Genomic DNA, 16,826 nt, shown 5'->3' with positions numbered 1-16,826 from the left:
GAGGATCGTCTGGGCCTTGATGGCCCATGGCGGCTCCTACAGAGCTCCGGCCACGGCGTGATCGCCACGGCCTGAGGCGTCAGGGAGGCAGGGAAGGTCAGTCGAGAGGTATGGCGCAACGGTCAGAAGACGGGGTCGGGAAAACCAGTGAATGGCCAAGCGCCTCGAGCGCGCCAAAGCGACTTGGACCCGATCCGCGCTCTCCATACAGGCCAGCAGCCGTGATGAAGGCTGCATCAACAGGCCGGACACACGGCAGCACCTGATCCTGCGCGCACAAATCTCTCCAACACCCCCTTGAATCCGATGGGGCGTCCACACACGGGCATTCGGCTTCGCGCTCGTCACGGCCATTCGGCGATCAGCGCCGGTATCCCGGAAGCGGACATCGTCTCGCGGTGGATGATGGTCTTCAGATGTACGCGAAGCATCGTTGAAGGTGTCGAGCAGAGGCGTGTGGCTGGGAGGATGCGCGTCGATCCGCTCGGAGAGCAGCGTCAGGCCAGCGGGCACAGCATGGTGCTCGGTTCCGATCCAGCTGACGGCGGCCGGGATCTGCGGGAAGTCGGTTCGATGGCAGGAGAGGTCACGCCTTGGGCCTCAAGAGCCTTGGCGCCTTCGGGTCGCAGACGTCGACCTGTCCGAGCGCCGGATGGCTGCTGCCGACGGTCGCTCACGCCCTCCCTTGAGGCCTCCCCCGCTTTGAGGATACTGGATACATAATCTCGTTCGGGAGAGGGGTCAGATGGCACGACTGAACGTCAACGGCGTCGTGCGTGAGGTCGATGCCGAGGCCGACACCCCGCTCCTCTGGGTCATCCGCGAGCAGATCGGTTTGACCGGCACCAAGTACGGTTGCGGCATCGCCCAATGCGGCGCCTGCACCGTGCATATCGACGGGGCGGCCGTCCGCTCCTGCTCCGTGCCGCTCTCGGCGATCGAGGCGGGGCAGAAGATCGTCACGATCGAGGGGCTAGCGCCGGATGCCCGCCATCCGGTCCAGCAAGCCTGGGCCGAGCTCGACGTGCCGCAATGCGGCTTCTGCCAGCCCGGGATGATCATGGCTTCGGCGGCGCTGCTGGCGCAGAACGCGCGTCCGAGCGAGGAGCAGATCCGCCAGGAGATCACCAACATCTGCCGCTGCGGCACCTACAACCGTGTGCTCGCCGGCATCAAGATCGCCGCCGAGCGCGGCCAGTCCGGCTGACGGGGGACGAGCAGATGAGCCTCGAATCCAAGGCCTCCCCGAAGGCTGCCCGCCCCAGCCGCCGCACGCTGCTCGCCGGCGCTGGTCTCTTCACCCTCGGCTTCCACATCCCGTTCCCCGCACGGGCTGCAACCCTCGACGCGGCGCCCACCGCGCCGGAGGTCAATGCCTGGGTCGTGGTGAAGCCGGACGAGACCGTGGTCATTCGCATCGCCCGTTCGGAGATGGGCCAGGGCACGCTCACCGGCCTCGCGCAACTCGTCGCCGAGGAGCTCGACTGCGACTGGGCCAGGGTCACCACCGAGTATCCGAGCCCGGGCCAGAACCTCGCCCGCAAGCGCGTCTGGGGTGATTACTCGACTGGCGGCAGCCGCGGCGTGCGCGATTCTCACGAGTACGTGCGAAGAGGCGGCGCCGCCGCCCGCACGATGCTCGTTGCCGCCGCCGCGAAGGGCTGGGGCGTACCCGCCGCCGAGTGCCGTGTCGAGCGGGGCGTGATCACCCACGGCTCCTCCGGCCGCAGCATCACTTACGGCGCCGTCGCCGCGGAGGCGGCCAGGATCGAGCCGCCGAAGGACGTGGTGCTCAAGGATCCGAAGGACTGGACCATCGCCGGCAAGCCGCTGAAGCGGCTCGACACCCTGCCCAAGCTCGACGGCAGCCAGGTCTACGGGATCGATCTCAAGCTGCCCGGCCTGCTCAACGCCGCGATCCGCGACTGTCCGGTGACCGGCGGCAGCGTGAGGAGCTTCGACGCCGCGGCTGTGTCGGGCATGCCCGGTGTCCGAAGAGTGCTCCAGGTCGGCGACAGCGCGGTCGCGGTGGTGGCCGACACGTTCTGGCGCGCCAAGACCGCCCTCGACGCCCTGCCGGTCGCCTGGGACGAGGGACCGAACGCGATGGTTTCCAGCGAGACCATCGCGGCGACCCTGCGCGAGGGACTCGACGCCGAGCAGGCCTTCGTCGGCAACAAGGCCGGCGATGTGGCCGGCGCCCTCAAGGGCGCCGCCAAGGTGGTGGAGGCCGTCTACGGCGTACCGTTCCAGAATCACGCCACGATGGAGCCGATGAATGCCACCGCGCTCTGGACGCCGGAGCGCTGCGAGGTCTGGACGCCGACGCAGAACGGCGAGGCGGCTCTGGCCGCGACCGCCGACGCCGCCGGGCTGCCGGCCACGTCGTGCGAGGTCTACAAGATCCATCTCGGCGGCGGCTTCGGCCGGCGCGGCGCCACGCACGACTGGGTGCGTCAGGCGGTGCTCATCGCTAGGGAGATGCCGGGCACGCCGGTCAAGCTGATCTGGACCCGCGAGGAGGACATGACGCATGGCCGGTACCACCCGGTCACGCAGTGCCGGATGCGCGCCGCCCTCGACGGGGACGGCAACCTGACCGGCCTGCACATGCGCATCTCCGGCCAGTCGATCCTGGCCTCGGTCGCCCCCCAGCGCATGGTCGAGGGCCGCGACCCGGTCACCTTCCAGGGTCTCAACCCCGGAGGTCCGGAGGCCGCGATCGGCTACACGATCCCCAACATCCTGGTCGACCACGCGATGCGCAACCCGCACATCCTGCCGGGCTTCTGGCGGGGCGTGAACCTGAACCCGAACGCCATCTATCTCGAATGCTTCATGGACGAGCTGGCCCACGCCGCCGGCCAGGACCCGCTCGCCTTCCGGCTGAAGCTGATGGACAACCACCCGAAGCACCGGGCCGTGCTGCAGGCGGTGGCCGAGCGGATCGGATGGGCCAGCAAGCCGCCCGAGGGGGTCTACCGCGGCATCTGCCAGACGATGGGGTTCGGGAGCTACGTCGCGGGCGCGGCCGAGGTCTCGGTCTCCGACCGGGGCGAGCTGAAGATCCACCGTATCGTGGCGGCGACCGACCCCGGCCACGCGGTCAACCCGCAGCAGATCGACGCGCAGGTGGCGGGCTCCTTCGTCTACGGTCTCTCGGCCGCGCTGTACGGCGCCTGCACGGTGAAGGACGGGCGCATCGAGCAGACGAACTTCGACAGCTATCCCGTGATGCGGATGGACGCGATGCCGGCGGTCGAGGCCATCCTGATGCCGTCCGGCGGTTTCTGGGGCGGTGTCGGCGAGCCGACGATCGCGGTCGCCGCGCCGGCCGTGCTCAACGCGATCTTCGCTGCGACCGGCAAGCGCGTCCGCCAGCTTCCGCTGAAGGACACGGATCTCCGCCGGGCATGAGGGCGATGACGCCGGCGCTCGCGCTGCTCGCCGCCCTCGCCGGGGGAACGGGCGCGGGCGCCGCCGAGATGCGGCCGCCGCCCGGCGCCTCGTCCTGCACCGGATGCCACGCCGAGGGCTCCGCGATGGGCGTGCTCGCGGGGCGGCCGGAAGCCGAGATCGTCGGCGCCCTCGAGGCCTTCCGGACCGGCGCGCGCCCGGCGACGCTCATGAACCGCATCGCCAAGGGGTTCGGCGCGCAGGAGAGCCAGGCCATCGCCGCCTGGTTCGCGGCGCAGGGATCGCGGTGATGCGCGCTCCTTCTCCGACCCGCCGCGCCCTGATCGGCGGAGCCGCGGCCGCCGCGCTGGCGCGCCCGGCCCTCGGTGGCACAGCGCCGCGCGTCGTGGTCGTGGGCGCCGGGTTCGGGGGTGCCACGGCGGCGCGCTGCCTCGCCGCGGGCGGCGTCGACGTGACCCTGGTCGAGGCGGCCGAGCGCTATGTCGCCTGCACGGGCAGCAACGCGGTCGTCGTTGGCCTGCGCGGGATCGAGGCCCAGACCTTCGGCTACGAGGCCCTCGGCCGGGCTCGGCTCCGCTTCGTGCGCGGAACGGCGGATGCGGTCGACCCTGTGGCGCGCCGGGTGACGCTCGGCGACGGCACAGTCCTGCCCTACGACCGCCTGGTGCTCTCGCCGGGCATCGCGCTGCGCTTCGACGCCGTGCCGGGCTACGACGCGAAGGCCGCCGAGGCGATGCCGCATGCCTGGAAGGCCGGGGCGCAGACGGTGCTCCTCGCCCGCCAGCTCGAGGCCATGCCGGAGGGCGGCACGGTGGTCCTCTCGGCACCCGCCAACCCGTATCGCTGCCCGCCCGGCCCCTACGAGCGCGCGAGCCTGATCGCGCATTTCCTGAAGACCCGGAAGCCGAAGGCGAAGCTCGTCCTGCTCGACGCCAAGGACACGTTCTCGAAGCAGAAACTGTTCGAGGCGGCCTGGGCGAAGCTGTACCCGGACGTGCTCGAATACGTGCCGCTCGCCTCGGGCGGTGCGGTCACGGAAGTCGACGCCGCCGCGATGGTCGTTCGCACGGACTTCGCCGAGTACAAGGCCGATGTGGCGTGCATCATCCCGCCCCAGCGCGCCGGCCCCATCGCGGCGCAGGCCGGCTGCGCCGACCGCAGCGGCTGGTGCCCGATCGATCCGGTGACCTTCGAATCGCGCCTCGTGCCGGGCATCCATGTCATCGGCGACGCGGCGATCGCAGGGGCGATGCCGAAATCCGCCTTCTCGGCGAACGCGCAGGCCAAAGTCTGCGCGCAGGCGGTGATCGACCTGATGGCCGGACGGGAGCCCGAGAGCCCGAGGCTCATCAACACCTGCTGGAGCCTCGTCGCACCGGGCAACGGCATCTCGATCGCGGGCGTCTTCCGCCCGACCGACGGACTCCTGGCGGACGTTCCGGGAGCCGGCGGTATCAGCCCCCTCGACGCGCCCGACGCGGTGCGCGCGCAGGAGGCGGCCTACGGCGAGAGCTGGTACCGGACGATCACCCGGGACGTGTTCGGATGAGGGAAGGCCGCGTGGCCGCCATGCTCGTGCTGGCAGTCGCCGCCCCGCCGGCGCAGGCCGGGGAGGGCCTGGTCCCCACCGCGATCGTCGGCGACGCCATCCCCGAGAGCCTGACCGGCGCGCCGGGCGATGCCGCGCGCGGCCGGGCCATCGTCGTGGACCGGACCCGCGGGCTCTGCCTTCTCTGCCATACCGGGCCCTTCCCGGAGGAGCGGTTCCAGGGCAACCTCGCCCCGGATCTCGCGGGCGTCGGCGGGCGGCTGGGCTCGGGTCAGCTGCGCCTGCGGCTGGTGGACGGACGGGTCTTGAACCCGGAGACGATCATGCCACCGTACTATAGCCTGACCGGGCTCACCCGCGTGGGGCGGCCGTGGCAGGGGCGGCCGATCCTGAGCGCGGCCGAGATCGAGGATGTCGTCGCCTTCCTGGCGACGCTGCGCGAGGCGGGTCCCGAGGAAGGTCGATGAGCAGGCACAGGAGTCGGAGCGCGCGTTCGATGGACCGGCGCGGTGTGCTCGCCGGGGCTGTCGGCACCGCGCTCGCCGTCGCGCTGCGCCCCGCCGCCGCGGCGACGCTCCCGCGCACGGAAACGACGGAATCCGCCATCCGACGCTTCGCGGGTGACAACCCGATCCGACCGGGCCGGGTGACCCTCGACCTGCCGCCGCTCGTGGAGAACGGCAACACGGTGCCGCTCACCGTCGCCGTCGAGAGCGCGATGACGCCCGAGGAGCACGTGCGCCGGATCGGGGTGTTCAACGAGAGGAACCCGCAGCCGAACGTCGTGACGGTCCACCTGCGGCCGGGCGCCGGCCGCGCGCAGGTCTCGACACGCATCCGGCTCGCCGACACGCAGCGCATCACCGCCATCGCCGAGATGAGCGACGGGACCTACTGGTCGGCGAGCGCCGATGCCATCGTGACCCTCGCCGCCTGCCTGGAGGGCTGACCCCGATGGCCCGCACGCTGATCAACCTGCCGAAGACCGCCGAGCCCGGCGACACGATCACGATCAGGACCCTGATCTCGCACCCGATGGAGACGGGCTTCCGCCCCGGTGCCGACGGCCGGATCCTGCCGCGCAACATCGTGACGGACTTCGTCTGCCGCTTCGAGGACGAGGAGATCTTCCGGGCCGAGCTGTTTCCCGCTTCGGCGGCCAACCCCTACCTGACCTTCACCTGGGTCGCGACGCGCAGCGGCCGCTTCAGCTTCACGTGGCGCGGCGATGGCGGCTTCGATCAGACCGAATCCGCGGCGATCACCGTGGCCTGAGTCTCCGCCGTGCCGCGCCGCTCGAGCTCCCCGCTGCAGACGGCGCTCGTGGCGCTGCTCCTCTCCAGCCCTCTCGCGCGGTCGGAGCCAGTCCCGCCGGCCGAGCGACGCTCGGGCTTCGACCAGATGAGCCCCGAGATCCAGGCGATGCAGCGGGACGACGGGGCCAATCCCGGCATGCTCGCGGTCGCGGACGGGGAGGACCTCTGGGCGAAGGCGCCCATCTCCGGGGGACTCGCCTGCGCCGGCTGCCACGGCGAGGCCTCGTCCACGATGCGGGGCGTCGCGGCACGCTATCCCGCTTGGGACGCGCGGACGGGCAGGCCCATCGACCTCCAGTCTCGCGTCAACGCGTGCCGCCGCGAGCATCAGGGCTCCGAGGCCCTCGCCTACGAGAGCCCCGACCTGCTGGCGCTCACGGCCTTCGTCGCCGTGCAGTCCCGCGGGCTGCCGATCGCTCCGCCGGACGATCCCCGGCTCGAGCCCGCGCGGGCGGCGGGTCGCGCGCTGTTCGAGACGCGCCAGGGCCAGCTCGGCCTGTCCTGCGCCATCTGCCACGACGACCATCGGGGTCACCGCCTCGGCGCAGCGATGATCCCGCAGGGACACCCGACCGGCTACCCGCTCTACCGCCTCGAATGGCAAGGTCTCGGCTCGCTGCAACGGCGCCTGCGCAACTGCCTCACCGGCATGCGCGCCGAGCCCTTCGGGTACGGCGCGCCGGACTATGTTGCGCTCGAACTCTACCTCGCGACGCGCGCCGCGCCGCTGCCGCTGGAGACGCCGGCCGTGCGCCCCTGATCGAGCTCGGACTGGCCACCGTTCGACGCCGCGCGCACCTCGTCGACCGCCGCGGTGACCCGCCGGACGGCCGAAGCGCGAACGCCTCAGCCACCAGTCGATCCACGACTGTGGCTCCAGCGGTCGAGCCAGCGCCGCGCTTCCACGGATTCGGCCCCGCGCCTACATACCCGGTATGCCGATCCTCCTGGCGCTCGGCGCCGCCCTGCTGTTCGGTCTCGTGTTCGGCCCCCAGTGGTGGGTGCGCCGGGTGATGCGGCAACACGCCACCGAGCGGCCGGACCTGCCCGGGACCGGCGGCGAGCTTGCCCGCCATCTGCTCGACCTGGCACGGCTCGAGCATGTTCCCGTCGAGATCGCGCAGGCCGACCACTACGATCCGGTCGCGAACGTCGTGCGCCTGTCGCCGGAGAACCATGAGGGCCGCTCCATCACGGCGGTCGCGGTGGCGGCACATGAGGTCTCCCACGCGCTCCAGCACGCGGCGGGAGACCGGCTGCTCGCGGCGCGGGTGACCTTCGCGCCGGTCGTGCAGGGCTTCGAGCTTGCCGCAGGCTTGGTGATGATGACCGCGCCCATCATGCTCGCCGTCATCAAATCCCCCGCCCTGCTCACCCTGCAGGTCGGGTTCGGCATCGCGCTCCTCAGCGTTCGCCTCGTGTTTCACCTCTTGACGCTGCCCGTCGAGCTCGATGCGAGCTACCGGCGGGCTCTGCCCATCCTGGAAACGGGCCGCTTCCTCGACGCTGACGACATGCGTGGCGCCCGCACCGTTTTGCGCGCCGCAGCCCTCACCTACGTGGCCTCGTCCCTCGTGTCGCTCGTGAACATCGCCCGCTTCCGGCGACTCCTCCGGTTCTGAGACCTACCAAACGCGCGTCCGCTCCTGCTCTGCTCGGCCGTGAGCGGGTTGCCTTCGATCAGCCAGCCTCTGTCACCACCGAACGACCGCTCGAACGTCTCGGAGGGGTGGCTTTGAGACGGTCTGGTCGCGGCCGAAGCTGCCGTGAAGCCGAACAAGCGTCGGAACTGCGCGTGGAACAGAGCTGCCGCGTCACGGCGCGCCCCGCGGAACGGAGACACTCGGCCCCGATCCGCGGCGTTCTCGAGCGCCTCACCTCACGCGGCGGCCGCGGCGAGCGTGCTCCGAAGCAGTTCATCGAGTTCGCCAGCGACGCGGTCGACCTGCGGATTCTCGAACTGGCCGAAGGTGCTGACCGGGCGGTCGTACTCGAAGGCGACGCCACCCTCGGAATCCTCACGCAGAAGCACCCGGATCGGCGCGTACAAGGCGGCAGAAACGGCGTGCCGGGTCATCGACGCGGCCGTCAGCGGGTTGCCGATGTCGTACTGGACGGCCTTGCGGCTCAACCCGGCGGTGCGCAGCACGTCGCCATGGTCTCGGGAGCCGAAGATCGAGAGCGGCGCCTGCCGTTCGAGGAGGTCGCGCGCCTCGTCCACTCGTCCAGCCTTCAGGAGCGTGGCGTAATCGAGGTCGATGACGGGCACCGAAGCCTCCAAGGCGGATCGGACCGCCTCGAAAGTCTTGGCCGAGGAAAGGGTGACGTGCTCGACCGCGATTTCGGTCGACGCGAAGTGGTCGGACATGATCTGATCTCCTGACTTCATGCAGCGGGCGGCTCGCCGGGCGGGCCTCGACTGCTCGTCCTCGGCCTGTCCGAGTGCTCGCTCAGTTCATGGCCTCAAGCGACCCGAGCTTGACCGTGTTCGTGTTGGCCTCGACCGCAACAGGCGCGTCGGGCAGCCACCGGACGACGCCCGCGGTCGCGAAGCCCCCCTGCTTGAGGACCTGCGCGGCATGCGTCGCGACGTCTCGGCTCCGATAGGCCACGGTGATGGTGGCGGGCGCCTTGAAGGGCTCGACGGAGGCGATGGCCGGCCGAGCCTCCTGCCAGCGCGTGAGGGCCGGTACGAGGTGACCACCCTGCGCACGGACGTCGGCGGCGCTCAGCGCGAGACCCGGCGTATGGTGGGCCGCGCCGATGACGGCGGGGACGGAGAAGGCGCCGTGCGCGGCGGTGTCGAGGGTCACCTCCGACGCGGCGGCCGGCAGGAGGGACGCCACGGTCATCGTCAGGGCGGCGGTGAGGGTGATGGTACGATGGGTCATCTCTCGATCCTCTCGGTGTGACGGGGTGGCCCGTCTTTCGATGAGGAGGAGATGCTGCCGGGAGGCGTATTCATCAAACAGATGCGGTTGATACCCAGTATCTACGCCGTAAATGATGGTTCGGTTTTCGACGGCCGCGATGGCGCGGCCGATGCGGCTCGGAAGCCTGATGGTCTCGCTCGGTCGGATGCCGCATTGTCCGGTCGCCGAGACCCTGGTCGCGAGCCACCGGCGGACCTGACCATGACGATCAAGCACCGTGACCTCGCGGGCATCGACCTGAACTTGGTCGTGGCGCTGGACGCACTCCTGACCGAGAGCAGCGTCACGCGCGCTGCCGCGAAGGTCGGCATCACGCAATCCGCCATGAGCAGCAGCCTTGCCCGCCTGCGCAGGCTCCTCGGCGACGAGCTCCTGACGCGCACGCCGGACGGCATGCGCCCGACACCGCGGTCGCTCGCCCTCCTCGAGCCGGTCCGCGCCGCCCTGCGCCAATTCCAGGGCATCGTCCTCCGGGAGGACGACTTTGCCCCCTCGCAGGTCGAGCGGTCCTTCACGCTCGCCATCCCCGGCAGCGTCGAGGTCCGTCTCATCCCGCGCCTGCTCGCGTTCCTCGCCTGCGAGGCGCCCGGCATCCGCCTGCACCTGGTCGGCCTCGATTACGGGAGCGTGCTGGGGGACCTCGACGCCGACAGGATCGACATGGCCGTCGGCATGATCTCCGAGGGCCAGGTCCACCACAAGGTGCGGCCCCTCTATCGCTTCGGCTTCCTGAGCCTGTTCAATCCCCGGCTGCTCGGCGTGAGCGGTCCGCTCTCGCTCGACGACTTCGTCCGCTTCCCGCACATCCTGACGTACCTGACCGGCGTCGGCCCGGGGGTGGTGGACAAGGCGCTCGCGAAGGTGGGCCGGACGCGGAGGCTGGCGGCGACGACGCCGCGTTTCGCCACCGTGCCGTTTCACGTGCAGGCCGCGCCCTTGATCGCCACGATGGCCGACGAGCTGGCCACCACCTTCGCGACCCAACTCGGCCTGGCGACGAGCCCCGTCCCGGTGCCGACCGGGGAGATCGTCATCTCCATGCTGTGGCACGCCTCCTATGACCGCGATCCCGCCCATCGCTGGCTGCGGGAGGTCATGGTTCGCCTGGGACGGGAGGCCGGTAGCGCCCGCGAAGACGCGGTGTAGCTCGTAGCCTCACGCCTCTCGGTCCCTGAGCCACCTTTCCGTTTGGGTGCCCCTGGAGGCAGCAAAGGCATCGACGACCCGGACAGGGTTGTCCTCGGCGATCCGATCTTCGAGATAAGGCGGGAACAGCGTCGTCTGATCGCGCTCGGCGCCGACAACGAACCGTTCCATGCCGCCCCCCGGGCGTGCCGGACAGAGCTACCACCATCGAGGTTTCGACACAGCCAGGGTCGCGACCGGAACGGCGGCATGGAGTGGTCTAGCGACGATCTGCTTCTACCACAGATTGGGCCATCCTGCTGGTTCGGCGTCGGGAGCCGATCAACGCGTTGCTTCTCCCGCTCAGTAGAAGGCTCGGGGATTCTCCGAAGATGGTCCGGTCTGTGCTTGCCCGTGCTGGCCACCCGATCGTGCCGGTTTCTGTCGTCGCGGGACGCGGACAGACGACGGGATCGCCCGAATGGAAGGGCGGCGCCCCTTCTTGTTCCACCCCGGTCCCCCCATGCCCGAATGCCTCGTCTTCCGCGTGCCCGCGCAGCATCCCGCCGACGTCTCCGAGGTGATGGGCCTCGTCGCCTCCGGGGCGGTGGACGCGACCGAGATCGTCGCGATCTTCGGCAAGACCGAGGGCAACGGCTGCGTGAATGACTTCACCCGGCAGCTCGCGGTGATGGCCCTGGAGACGGCGCTCGCCACCGCCCTCGGCTGTACGGCGGCGGAGGTCGGAGCGCGGATCGCCCTCGTCATGTCCGGCGGCACCGAAGGCGGGCTGTCGCCGCACTTCCTCGTCCTCGCCCGGCGTGAAGGCCCCGCGGTGCCGGAGGGCAAGGCGCTCGCCATCGGCACGGCCTTCACCCAGGAGTTCCGCGCGGAGGAGATCGGCCGGATGGCGCAGGTCGAGGCGACTGCGGCGGCGGTCGGCCGGGCCATGGCAGAGGCGGGGCTCACCGATCCCGCGGACGTGCATTTCGTGCAGGTGAAGTGCCCGCTCCTGACGAGCGCTCGGATCGCCGAGGCGGCCGCCCGGGGCCACGGCGTCGCCACACACGACACCTACGCCTCGATGGGCTTATCCCGCGGCGCCTCGGCGCTCGGCATCGCGCTCGCCCTAGGAGAGGTCGACCGCGAACATCTCGCGGATTCCGCCATCGGCACCCGACGCGATCTCTTCTCCGGCCGCGCCAGTTGCTCGGCGGGGATCGAGCTGATGCGCAACGAGATCATCGTGCTCGGCAACGCCCAGGGCTGGACCGGCCCGCTCGCCATCGCCCACCGGGTCATGGACGACGGCATCGACCTGTCCGCGATTCGGCGGGTGCTCACCGACCTCGGCTTCCTGGAGGCGGGGCAGTTGCCGCCTCCTGAGGCGGAGCGCGTGATCGCCCTGCTCGCCAAAGCGGAGCCCTCCCATGACGGCCTGATCCGGGGACGGCGCCACATCATGAACGACGACAGCGACATCAACGCCACCCGGCACGCCCGCGCCCTGGTCGGCGGCGTGGCCGCCGCGGCGATCGGCCGGACGGACCTCTTCGTCTCCGGCGGCGCTGAGCATCAGGGGCCGGATGGCGGCGGCCCGGTAGCGGTCATCGCCCGCGTGAGGGACTGAAGCCGGGAGCGGGGAAGCAGAAGTGCGCCCGCATTGCCGAGAGTCAGGGACAAAGCCGTTCGACCGGTGCCCTGCACCGGCCCTCTGCAACCGCCCGTTGGTGAAAATCAGGCTGCGAGAGTGGGCGCAAGGCCGCAACAGCGAAATCGGCCTGCGCATTCAAGGGCGATGAGGAACAGGCCAAGCCACGGGGACACGGCAGGAGCCATTTCGCCGCGAATTTTTCCCAAGAGAAGCTAGGCAGGCCGCCAGATGCAGCCAAGCGCTTGATTTTGTTGGCGCGCCCTACGGGAATCGAACCCGTGTTTTCGCCGTGAAAGGGCGACGTCCTGGACCGCTAGACGAAGGGCGCTCTGGCTGGGCCGGGGTTCTATAGTCGGACCGGAGACGCCCGGCAACCGTCCAGGCGCGGCACAGGTGCCACAGGTCCCGAGTTTGCAGGTCCTGAGGTCACAGACCCTGACACTGTCGGTCCTGGGTTTGACCGCGCACCGGGTTGGGGCGATGGAGAGCCATGCCCCAGCCCACCCCTCGCATGACCCTCGTCCTCGGCGGGGCGCGGTCTGGCAAGAGCGCCTACGCGGAGGGGCTGATCGAAGCCTGCCCCGGCCCGTGGCTCTATCTCGCCACCGCCCAGGCCTTCGACGACGAGATGGTCGACCGCATCGCCCAGCACCGCGCGCGGCGCGGCGGCGCCTGGCGCACCCGCGACGTGCCGCTCGCCCTGCCGGAGGCGGTCGCCGAGGCCGAGGGACCGGTCCTGGTCGACTGCCTCACGCTCTGGCTCACCAACCTGATCCTGGCGGAGGCCGACGTGGCGGAGGCGACGGCGCGGCTCATCGCTGCCTGCGCCGACGTCCCGGGCCCGCTCGTGCTGGTCGGCAACGAGGTCGGGCTCGGGATCGTCCCCGACAACGCCCTCGCCCGGCGATTCCGCGACGCCGCCGGCCGCCTCCACCAGCAGCTCGCCGCGCGGGCCGACCGGGTCGTCCTGACCGTGGCCGGCCTGCCGCTGGTGGTGAAGCCGCGAACCTCTGAGACAGGAGCCTCCGCATGAGCGACGACGCCGCGCGCCACCGCGAGAAGATGGAGAAGCGCAAGGCGGTCCAGGACGCCGAGGTCGCGGGCAAAACCCTCGAGAAGGGCCTGCTCCTCGTCCATACCGGCCCCGGCAAGGGCAAGAGCACGGCGGCCCTGGGGCTGATGCTGCGGGCGCTCGGCCGCGGCTGGCGGGTCGGCATGGTGCAGTTCATCAAGGGCGGCTGGGACACCGGCGAGCGCCACGCCGTGGCGGCCTTCGGCGAGAGGGTCGTGTGGCACACCCTCGGGGAGGGCTTCACCTGGGAGACCCAGGACAAGGCCCGGGACATCGCCGCCTGCCGCCACGCCTGGGCAGTCGCCGAGGGCCTGATGGCCGATCCCGCGATCCGCCTGCTCGTCCTCGACGAGCTCAACATCGCGCTGCGCTACGACTATCTCGACCTCGGCGCGGTGCTGGCCGCCCTGCGCGCGCGCCGGCCGGACCTGCACGTCGTCGTCACCGGCCGCAACGCCAAGCCCGCCCTGATCGAGGCCGCCGACCTCGTCACCGAGATGGGCAGCGTCAAGCACCACTTCGCCGCCGGCGTGAAGGCGCAGGAAGGGATCGAGTTCTGAGCCCGCCGCGCGCGACGGCGCCCAGGAAGGCCCTGATGATCCAGGGCACCGGCTCCGATGTCGGCAAGTCCCTGATCGTGGCGGGGCTCGCGCGCGCCTTCACGGAGCGGGGCCTGAGGGTCCGGCCGTTCAAGCCGCAGAACATGTCGAACAACGCCGCCGTCACCGCCGACGGCGGCGAGATCGGCCGGGCGCAGGCGCTCCAGGCCCGGGCCGCCCGGGTGACACCCTCCGTGCACATGAACCCGGTCCTGCTGAAGCCGCAGAGCGAGGTCGGCTCCCAGGTGGTCGTGCAGGGCCGGATGGTCGCCACCGTGAAGGCGCGCGACTACCAAGCCTGGAAGCCCCGGCTGATGTCCGCCGTCCTCGACAGCTTCTCCCAGCTCGCGGACGAGGCCGACTTGGTTCTGGTCGAAGGCGCGGGCTCGGCGTCGGAAATAAACCTGCGCGCGGGCGACATCGCCAATATGGGCTTCGCCCGGGCCACCGACACGCCGGTGGTGCTGGTCGGCGACATCGACCGGGGCGGGGTGATCGCGAGCCTCGTCGGCACGAAGGCGGTGATCGACCCGGCGGACGCCGCGATGGTCGCCGGCTTCCTCGTCAACCGGTTCCGCGGCGATCCGAGCCTGTTCGCCGACGGGATGCGGCTGATCGCCGAGCGGACCGGCTGGCCGGCGCTCGGCCTCGTGCCGCACTTCCCCGACGCCGCGCGCCTGCCGGCCGAGGACGTGCTGGGCCTCGCCGGCTCGGACCCGCGCGGGGCCGGCTCCGTCACGGTGGCGGTGCCGGTGCTGCCGCGCATCGCCAATTTCGACGATCTCGACCCGCTGCGGGCGGAGCCGAACGTGTCGGTGGTGCTGGTCCGGCCCGGAACGCCGATCCCCGCCGGGGCCGCCCTCGTGCTGCTGCCGGGCTCCAAGACCACGATCGACGACCTGGAGGCTTTCCGCCGGGAGGGCTGGGACGTCGACCTGCGCGCCCATGTCCGCCGGGGCGGCCGGGTGCTCGGCCTGTGCGGCGGCTACCAGATGCTGGGCAACAGCCTCGCCGACCCGCACGGGATCGAGGGGGCGCCCCGGACGGTGCCGGGCCTCGGGCTCCTCGCCGTCGACACCGTGATGACGCCGGAGAAGCGCCTCGCCGCCGTCACCGGCACGAGCCTGCCCGACGGCGTGCCGTTCGCCGGCTACGAGATGCATATCGGCGCGACGGAGGGCCCCGACGCGGACCGGCCGCTGCTGCGCCTCGCCGACGGGCGCCCGGACGGGGCGGTCTCGGCGGACGGGCGCGTGGCCGGGACCTACGTGCACGGCCTCTTCGCCGACGACGCCCAGCGGGCGGCGTGGCTCGCGCGCCTGGGCACCGCCTCGGCGGGCGCCGGCTACGAGGCCGGGGTCGAGGCGGCGCTGGACGGCCTCGCGCGACACATCGCGGCCCATGTCGACTGCGACCGCCTCCTGGCGCTTGCCCGGTAGGCGGGGCGCGGGCCAGGGATTACTCTGTGTTATGCCGGCCCCGCCACGAAGGGCCGCACGCCCCCGGAGGAACGCCCCATGCCGCCCACGCCGTCCCCCGCCGGGGAGGATCTCGCCGCGAGCACCGTCCGGACCGTGACCCTGCGGCTGATGCCGCTCCTCGGCCTGCTCTACCTGATCGCCTATATCGACCGGCAGAACGTCTCCTACGCCAAGCTGGAGATGGTCGGCAGCCTCGGCCTCTCCGAGACCGCCTACGGGCTCGGGGCCTCGCTGTTCTTTCTCGGCTACTTCCTGTTCGAGGTGCCGGCCAACGTCTTCCTGGAGCGGGTCGGCGCGCGGATCTGGTTCGCCCGGATCATGATCACCTGGGGGATCGTCACCGTCCTGCTGGGCTTCACCCAGGGCACGGCGATGTTCTACGTGCTGCGCTTCCTGCTCGGCGCCGCGGAGGCCGGCTTCTTCCCCGGCGTGCTGTTCGCCCTGACCCTGTGGTTCCCGCAAGCGCACCGGGCGCGGATGATCGGCTGGTTCATGATCGCCAGCGCCATCGCCAACGCGGTCGGTGCGGCGATCGGCGGCGCGCTGCTGGGTCTCGACGGGCTCCTCGGCCTCCAGGGCTGGCAGTGGGTGTTCCTGGCCACCGGCGCGCCGGCGATCCTCATGGCCGCGGTGGTGCTGTTCGTCCTGCCGGACGGCCCCGAGACCGCCCCCTGGCTGTCGCAGGCCCAGCGCGACTGGCTCGCCCGCACGCTCCGGGCCGAGCGCGAGGACGGCGGCCACGTCGACCACGGCAACCCGTTCGCGGCGCTCCTCGACCGGCGGGTGCTGATGCTCGCCGGGGTCTACGTTTCCCTGCCGCTCGCCGCCTACGGCCTGGGCTACTGGCTCCCCACCGTGGTCAAGGGCTTCGGCGTCTCGAACCTCACCAACGGCTTCCTCAACATCATCCCGTGGCTCGCCACGGCCTTCGCCCTGTGGTGGGTGCCGCGCCACGCCGCCCGCACGGGGGCGCAGGGCAACGCCCTGACCTGGCACGTGGTCGGGCCGGCGCTGGTCGGGGCGGCGGGCCTCGCGCTCTCCGTCGTCCTGCCGGGCAACGCCGTGAAGTTCGCCTGCCTGTGCGTGGCCGCGGCCGGGACCTTCGCCGCCCAGCCGGTCTTCTGGTCGATGCCCGGGACATTCCTGCGCGGTGCCTCGGCGGCCGCCGGGATCGCGGCGATCAATTCGGTCGGCAATCTCGGCGGCTTCGTCGCCCAGAACGCCGTACCGTTCATCCGCGACCAGACCCAGAGCGACCTCGTGCCGATGCTGTTCCTGGCCGCCTGCCTCGCCGTGGGGGCCGGCCTCATGTTCGTGGTGCTCTCCGCCCTGCGCCGCGACGCGGCGCGGCGGGCGGTGCCGACGGCCGCGAGACCGGCCTGAACACGGTCCGGATTCGTGCGTTATCCTTCCTCAGGCCGGCATGACCGGCAGGATGATGCAGACCCGCAAGCCCGCGGGCCATCGTCGAGGAGGGCACCGCGATGAGTCAGGGATTTCCGCTCATGATCCTCGCCTTCGGGACGCTCGGCGGCATCTGGTTCCTGGCCGCCGCGGCCCGGAAGCAGGTCGCCGACGCGAAGGGGAGCCCGGAGCGCTCCAGCGTGATCCACCACCACGGCGGCGAGCCGCGCCCGAACATGCAGGGCACCGAGCACTAGGAGAGCCGAGCACCGGGGC

Annotated in this window: 19 protein-coding genes and 1 tRNA gene; 16 read left to right on the top strand and 4 right to left on the bottom strand. The window is 71.3% G+C overall.

Annotated features, from left to right (window positions below):
- The first annotated feature begins 745 nt into the window (after positions 1-745).
- The 9 genes from H288_RS0126555 to H288_RS0126515 all read left to right on the top strand — a co-directional run bounded on the left by H288_RS0126555 (position 746) and on the right by H288_RS0126515 (position 7,904).
- Positions 746-1,207, top strand: a complete 462-nt coding sequence (locus H288_RS0126555; RefSeq protein WP_020095607.1) for a (2Fe-2S)-binding protein — start codon at positions 746-748, stop codon at positions 1,205-1,207.
- A gap of 14 nt (positions 1,208-1,221) precedes the next feature.
- Entirely contained in the window at positions 1,222-3,417 is a 2,196-nt protein-coding gene (locus H288_RS0126550; RefSeq protein WP_020095606.1) for a molybdopterin cofactor-binding domain-containing protein, read from the top strand.
- The gene (locus H288_RS0126545) at positions 3,414-3,707 is read left to right on the top strand and encodes a cytochrome c553 (protein ID WP_026605315.1); all 294 of its coding nucleotides are present in this window, start codon (positions 3,414-3,416) and stop codon (positions 3,705-3,707) included. Before H288_RS0126550 ends, H288_RS0126545 begins: the two co-directional genes overlap by 4 nt.
- Positions 3,707-4,966, top strand: coding sequence for an NAD(P)/FAD-dependent oxidoreductase (locus H288_RS0126540; protein ID WP_020095604.1), 1,260 nt, complete (start codon positions 3,707-3,709; stop codon positions 4,964-4,966). Before H288_RS0126545 ends, H288_RS0126540 begins: the two co-directional genes overlap by 1 nt.
- A 20-nt stretch (positions 4,967-4,986) precedes the next feature.
- Positions 4,987-5,433 carry a sulfur oxidation c-type cytochrome SoxX gene (soxX, locus tag H288_RS0126535; RefSeq protein ID WP_234083010.1) on the top strand — a complete coding sequence of 149 codons (447 nt, stop codon included), beginning with the start codon at positions 4,987-4,989 and terminating at the stop codon, positions 5,431-5,433.
- 29 nt (positions 5,434-5,462) lie between these two features.
- Positions 5,463-5,915, top strand: a complete 453-nt coding sequence (locus H288_RS0126530) for a SoxY-related AACIE arm protein (RefSeq protein WP_020095602.1) — start codon at positions 5,463-5,465, stop codon at positions 5,913-5,915.
- A gap of 5 nt (positions 5,916-5,920) precedes the next feature.
- The gene (locus H288_RS0126525; protein ID WP_020095601.1) at positions 5,921-6,241 is read left to right on the top strand and encodes a thiosulfate oxidation carrier complex protein SoxZ; all 321 of its coding nucleotides are present in this window, start codon (positions 5,921-5,923) and stop codon (positions 6,239-6,241) included.
- A 54-nt stretch (positions 6,242-6,295) separates the two neighbouring features.
- Positions 6,296-7,042 carry a sulfur oxidation c-type cytochrome SoxA gene (gene soxA / locus H288_RS0126520; RefSeq protein ID WP_234083008.1) on the top strand — a complete coding sequence of 249 codons (747 nt, stop codon included), beginning with the start codon at positions 6,296-6,298 and terminating at the stop codon, positions 7,040-7,042.
- A gap of 175 nt (positions 7,043-7,217) precedes the next feature.
- Complete coding sequence (locus H288_RS0126515; RefSeq protein ID WP_020095599.1) at positions 7,218-7,904, top strand: zinc metallopeptidase; 687 nt, start codon at positions 7,218-7,220, stop codon at positions 7,902-7,904.
- Positions 7,905-8,161: 257 nt separating this feature from the next.
- On the opposite strand, the gene H288_RS0126510 is transcribed toward H288_RS0126515, so the two are convergent.
- Together H288_RS0126510 and H288_RS0126505 are read right to left on the bottom strand one after the other, a co-directional pair.
- Positions 8,162-8,650 carry a DUF302 domain-containing protein gene (locus tag H288_RS0126510; RefSeq protein ID WP_020095598.1) on the bottom strand — a complete coding sequence of 163 codons (489 nt, stop codon included), beginning with the start codon at positions 8,648-8,650 and terminating at the stop codon, positions 8,162-8,164.
- Between the two features lie 82 nt (positions 8,651-8,732).
- Positions 8,733-9,173: a hypothetical protein gene (locus tag H288_RS0126505; protein WP_020095597.1), complete on the bottom strand. Its 441-nt coding sequence runs from the start codon at positions 9,171-9,173 to the stop codon at positions 8,733-8,735.
- A 243-nt stretch (positions 9,174-9,416) separates the two neighbouring features.
- On the opposite strand from H288_RS0126505, the gene H288_RS0126495 reads away from it, so the two are divergent.
- Positions 9,417-10,361 (top strand): LysR family transcriptional regulator, encoded by a 945-nt coding sequence (locus H288_RS0126495; RefSeq protein ID WP_020095595.1) that lies wholly within the window; start codon positions 9,417-9,419, stop codon positions 10,359-10,361.
- A gap of 9 nt (positions 10,362-10,370) precedes the next feature.
- Here H288_RS0126495 and H288_RS35260 read toward each other — a convergent pair whose 3' ends face one another.
- Positions 10,371-10,532 (bottom strand): hypothetical protein, encoded by a 162-nt coding sequence (locus tag H288_RS35260; RefSeq protein ID WP_020095594.1) that lies wholly within the window; start codon positions 10,530-10,532, stop codon positions 10,371-10,373.
- A gap of 331 nt (positions 10,533-10,863) precedes the next feature.
- Here H288_RS35260 and H288_RS0126485 point away from each other — a divergent pair, with 331 nt between their 5' ends.
- The gene (locus tag H288_RS0126485; RefSeq protein ID WP_026605312.1) at positions 10,864-11,970 is read left to right on the top strand and encodes a ring-opening amidohydrolase; all 1,107 of its coding nucleotides are present in this window, start codon (positions 10,864-10,866) and stop codon (positions 11,968-11,970) included.
- A gap of 276 nt (positions 11,971-12,246) precedes the next feature.
- Here the strand turns inward: H288_RS0126485 and H288_RS0126480 are convergent.
- Positions 12,247-12,322, bottom strand: a tRNA-Glu gene (locus H288_RS0126480).
- Between the two features lie 162 nt (positions 12,323-12,484).
- Here H288_RS0126480 and cobU point away from each other — a divergent pair.
- The 5 genes from cobU (at position 12,485) to H288_RS35755 (ending at position 16,807) form a co-directional block, all read left to right on the top strand.
- Positions 12,485-13,027, top strand: a complete 543-nt coding sequence (gene cobU / locus H288_RS0126475) for a bifunctional adenosylcobinamide kinase/adenosylcobinamide-phosphate guanylyltransferase (protein ID WP_026605311.1) — start codon at positions 12,485-12,487, stop codon at positions 13,025-13,027.
- Positions 13,024-13,626 carry a cob(I)yrinic acid a,c-diamide adenosyltransferase gene (gene cobO, locus H288_RS0126470; RefSeq protein WP_020095591.1) on the top strand — a complete coding sequence of 201 codons (603 nt, stop codon included), beginning with the start codon at positions 13,024-13,026 and terminating at the stop codon, positions 13,624-13,626. Before cobU ends, cobO begins: the two co-directional genes overlap by 4 nt.
- A gap of 35 nt (positions 13,627-13,661) precedes the next feature.
- Positions 13,662-15,104, top strand: a complete 1,443-nt coding sequence (locus tag H288_RS0126465; RefSeq protein ID WP_020095590.1) for a cobyric acid synthase — start codon at positions 13,662-13,664, stop codon at positions 15,102-15,104.
- Between the two features lie 78 nt (positions 15,105-15,182).
- Positions 15,183-16,529, top strand: coding sequence for an MFS transporter (locus H288_RS0126460; RefSeq protein WP_020095589.1), 1,347 nt, complete (start codon positions 15,183-15,185; stop codon positions 16,527-16,529).
- 101 nt (positions 16,530-16,630) lie between these two features.
- A complete protein-coding gene (locus tag H288_RS35755) occupies positions 16,631-16,807 on the top strand; it encodes a hypothetical protein (protein WP_010687019.1) in 177 nt (58 codons plus the stop codon).
- Positions 16,808-16,826: the final 19 nt, after the last annotated feature.

The sequence above is a fragment of the Methylobacterium sp. 285MFTsu5.1 genome, from assembly GCF_000383455.1.
In the GTDB taxonomy this organism is placed as follows: Bacteria; Pseudomonadota; Alphaproteobacteria; order Rhizobiales; family Beijerinckiaceae; genus Methylobacterium.
The sequence above is the reverse complement of the archived record's forward strand: the minus strand, read 5'-3'. Positions and strand labels throughout refer to the sequence as shown.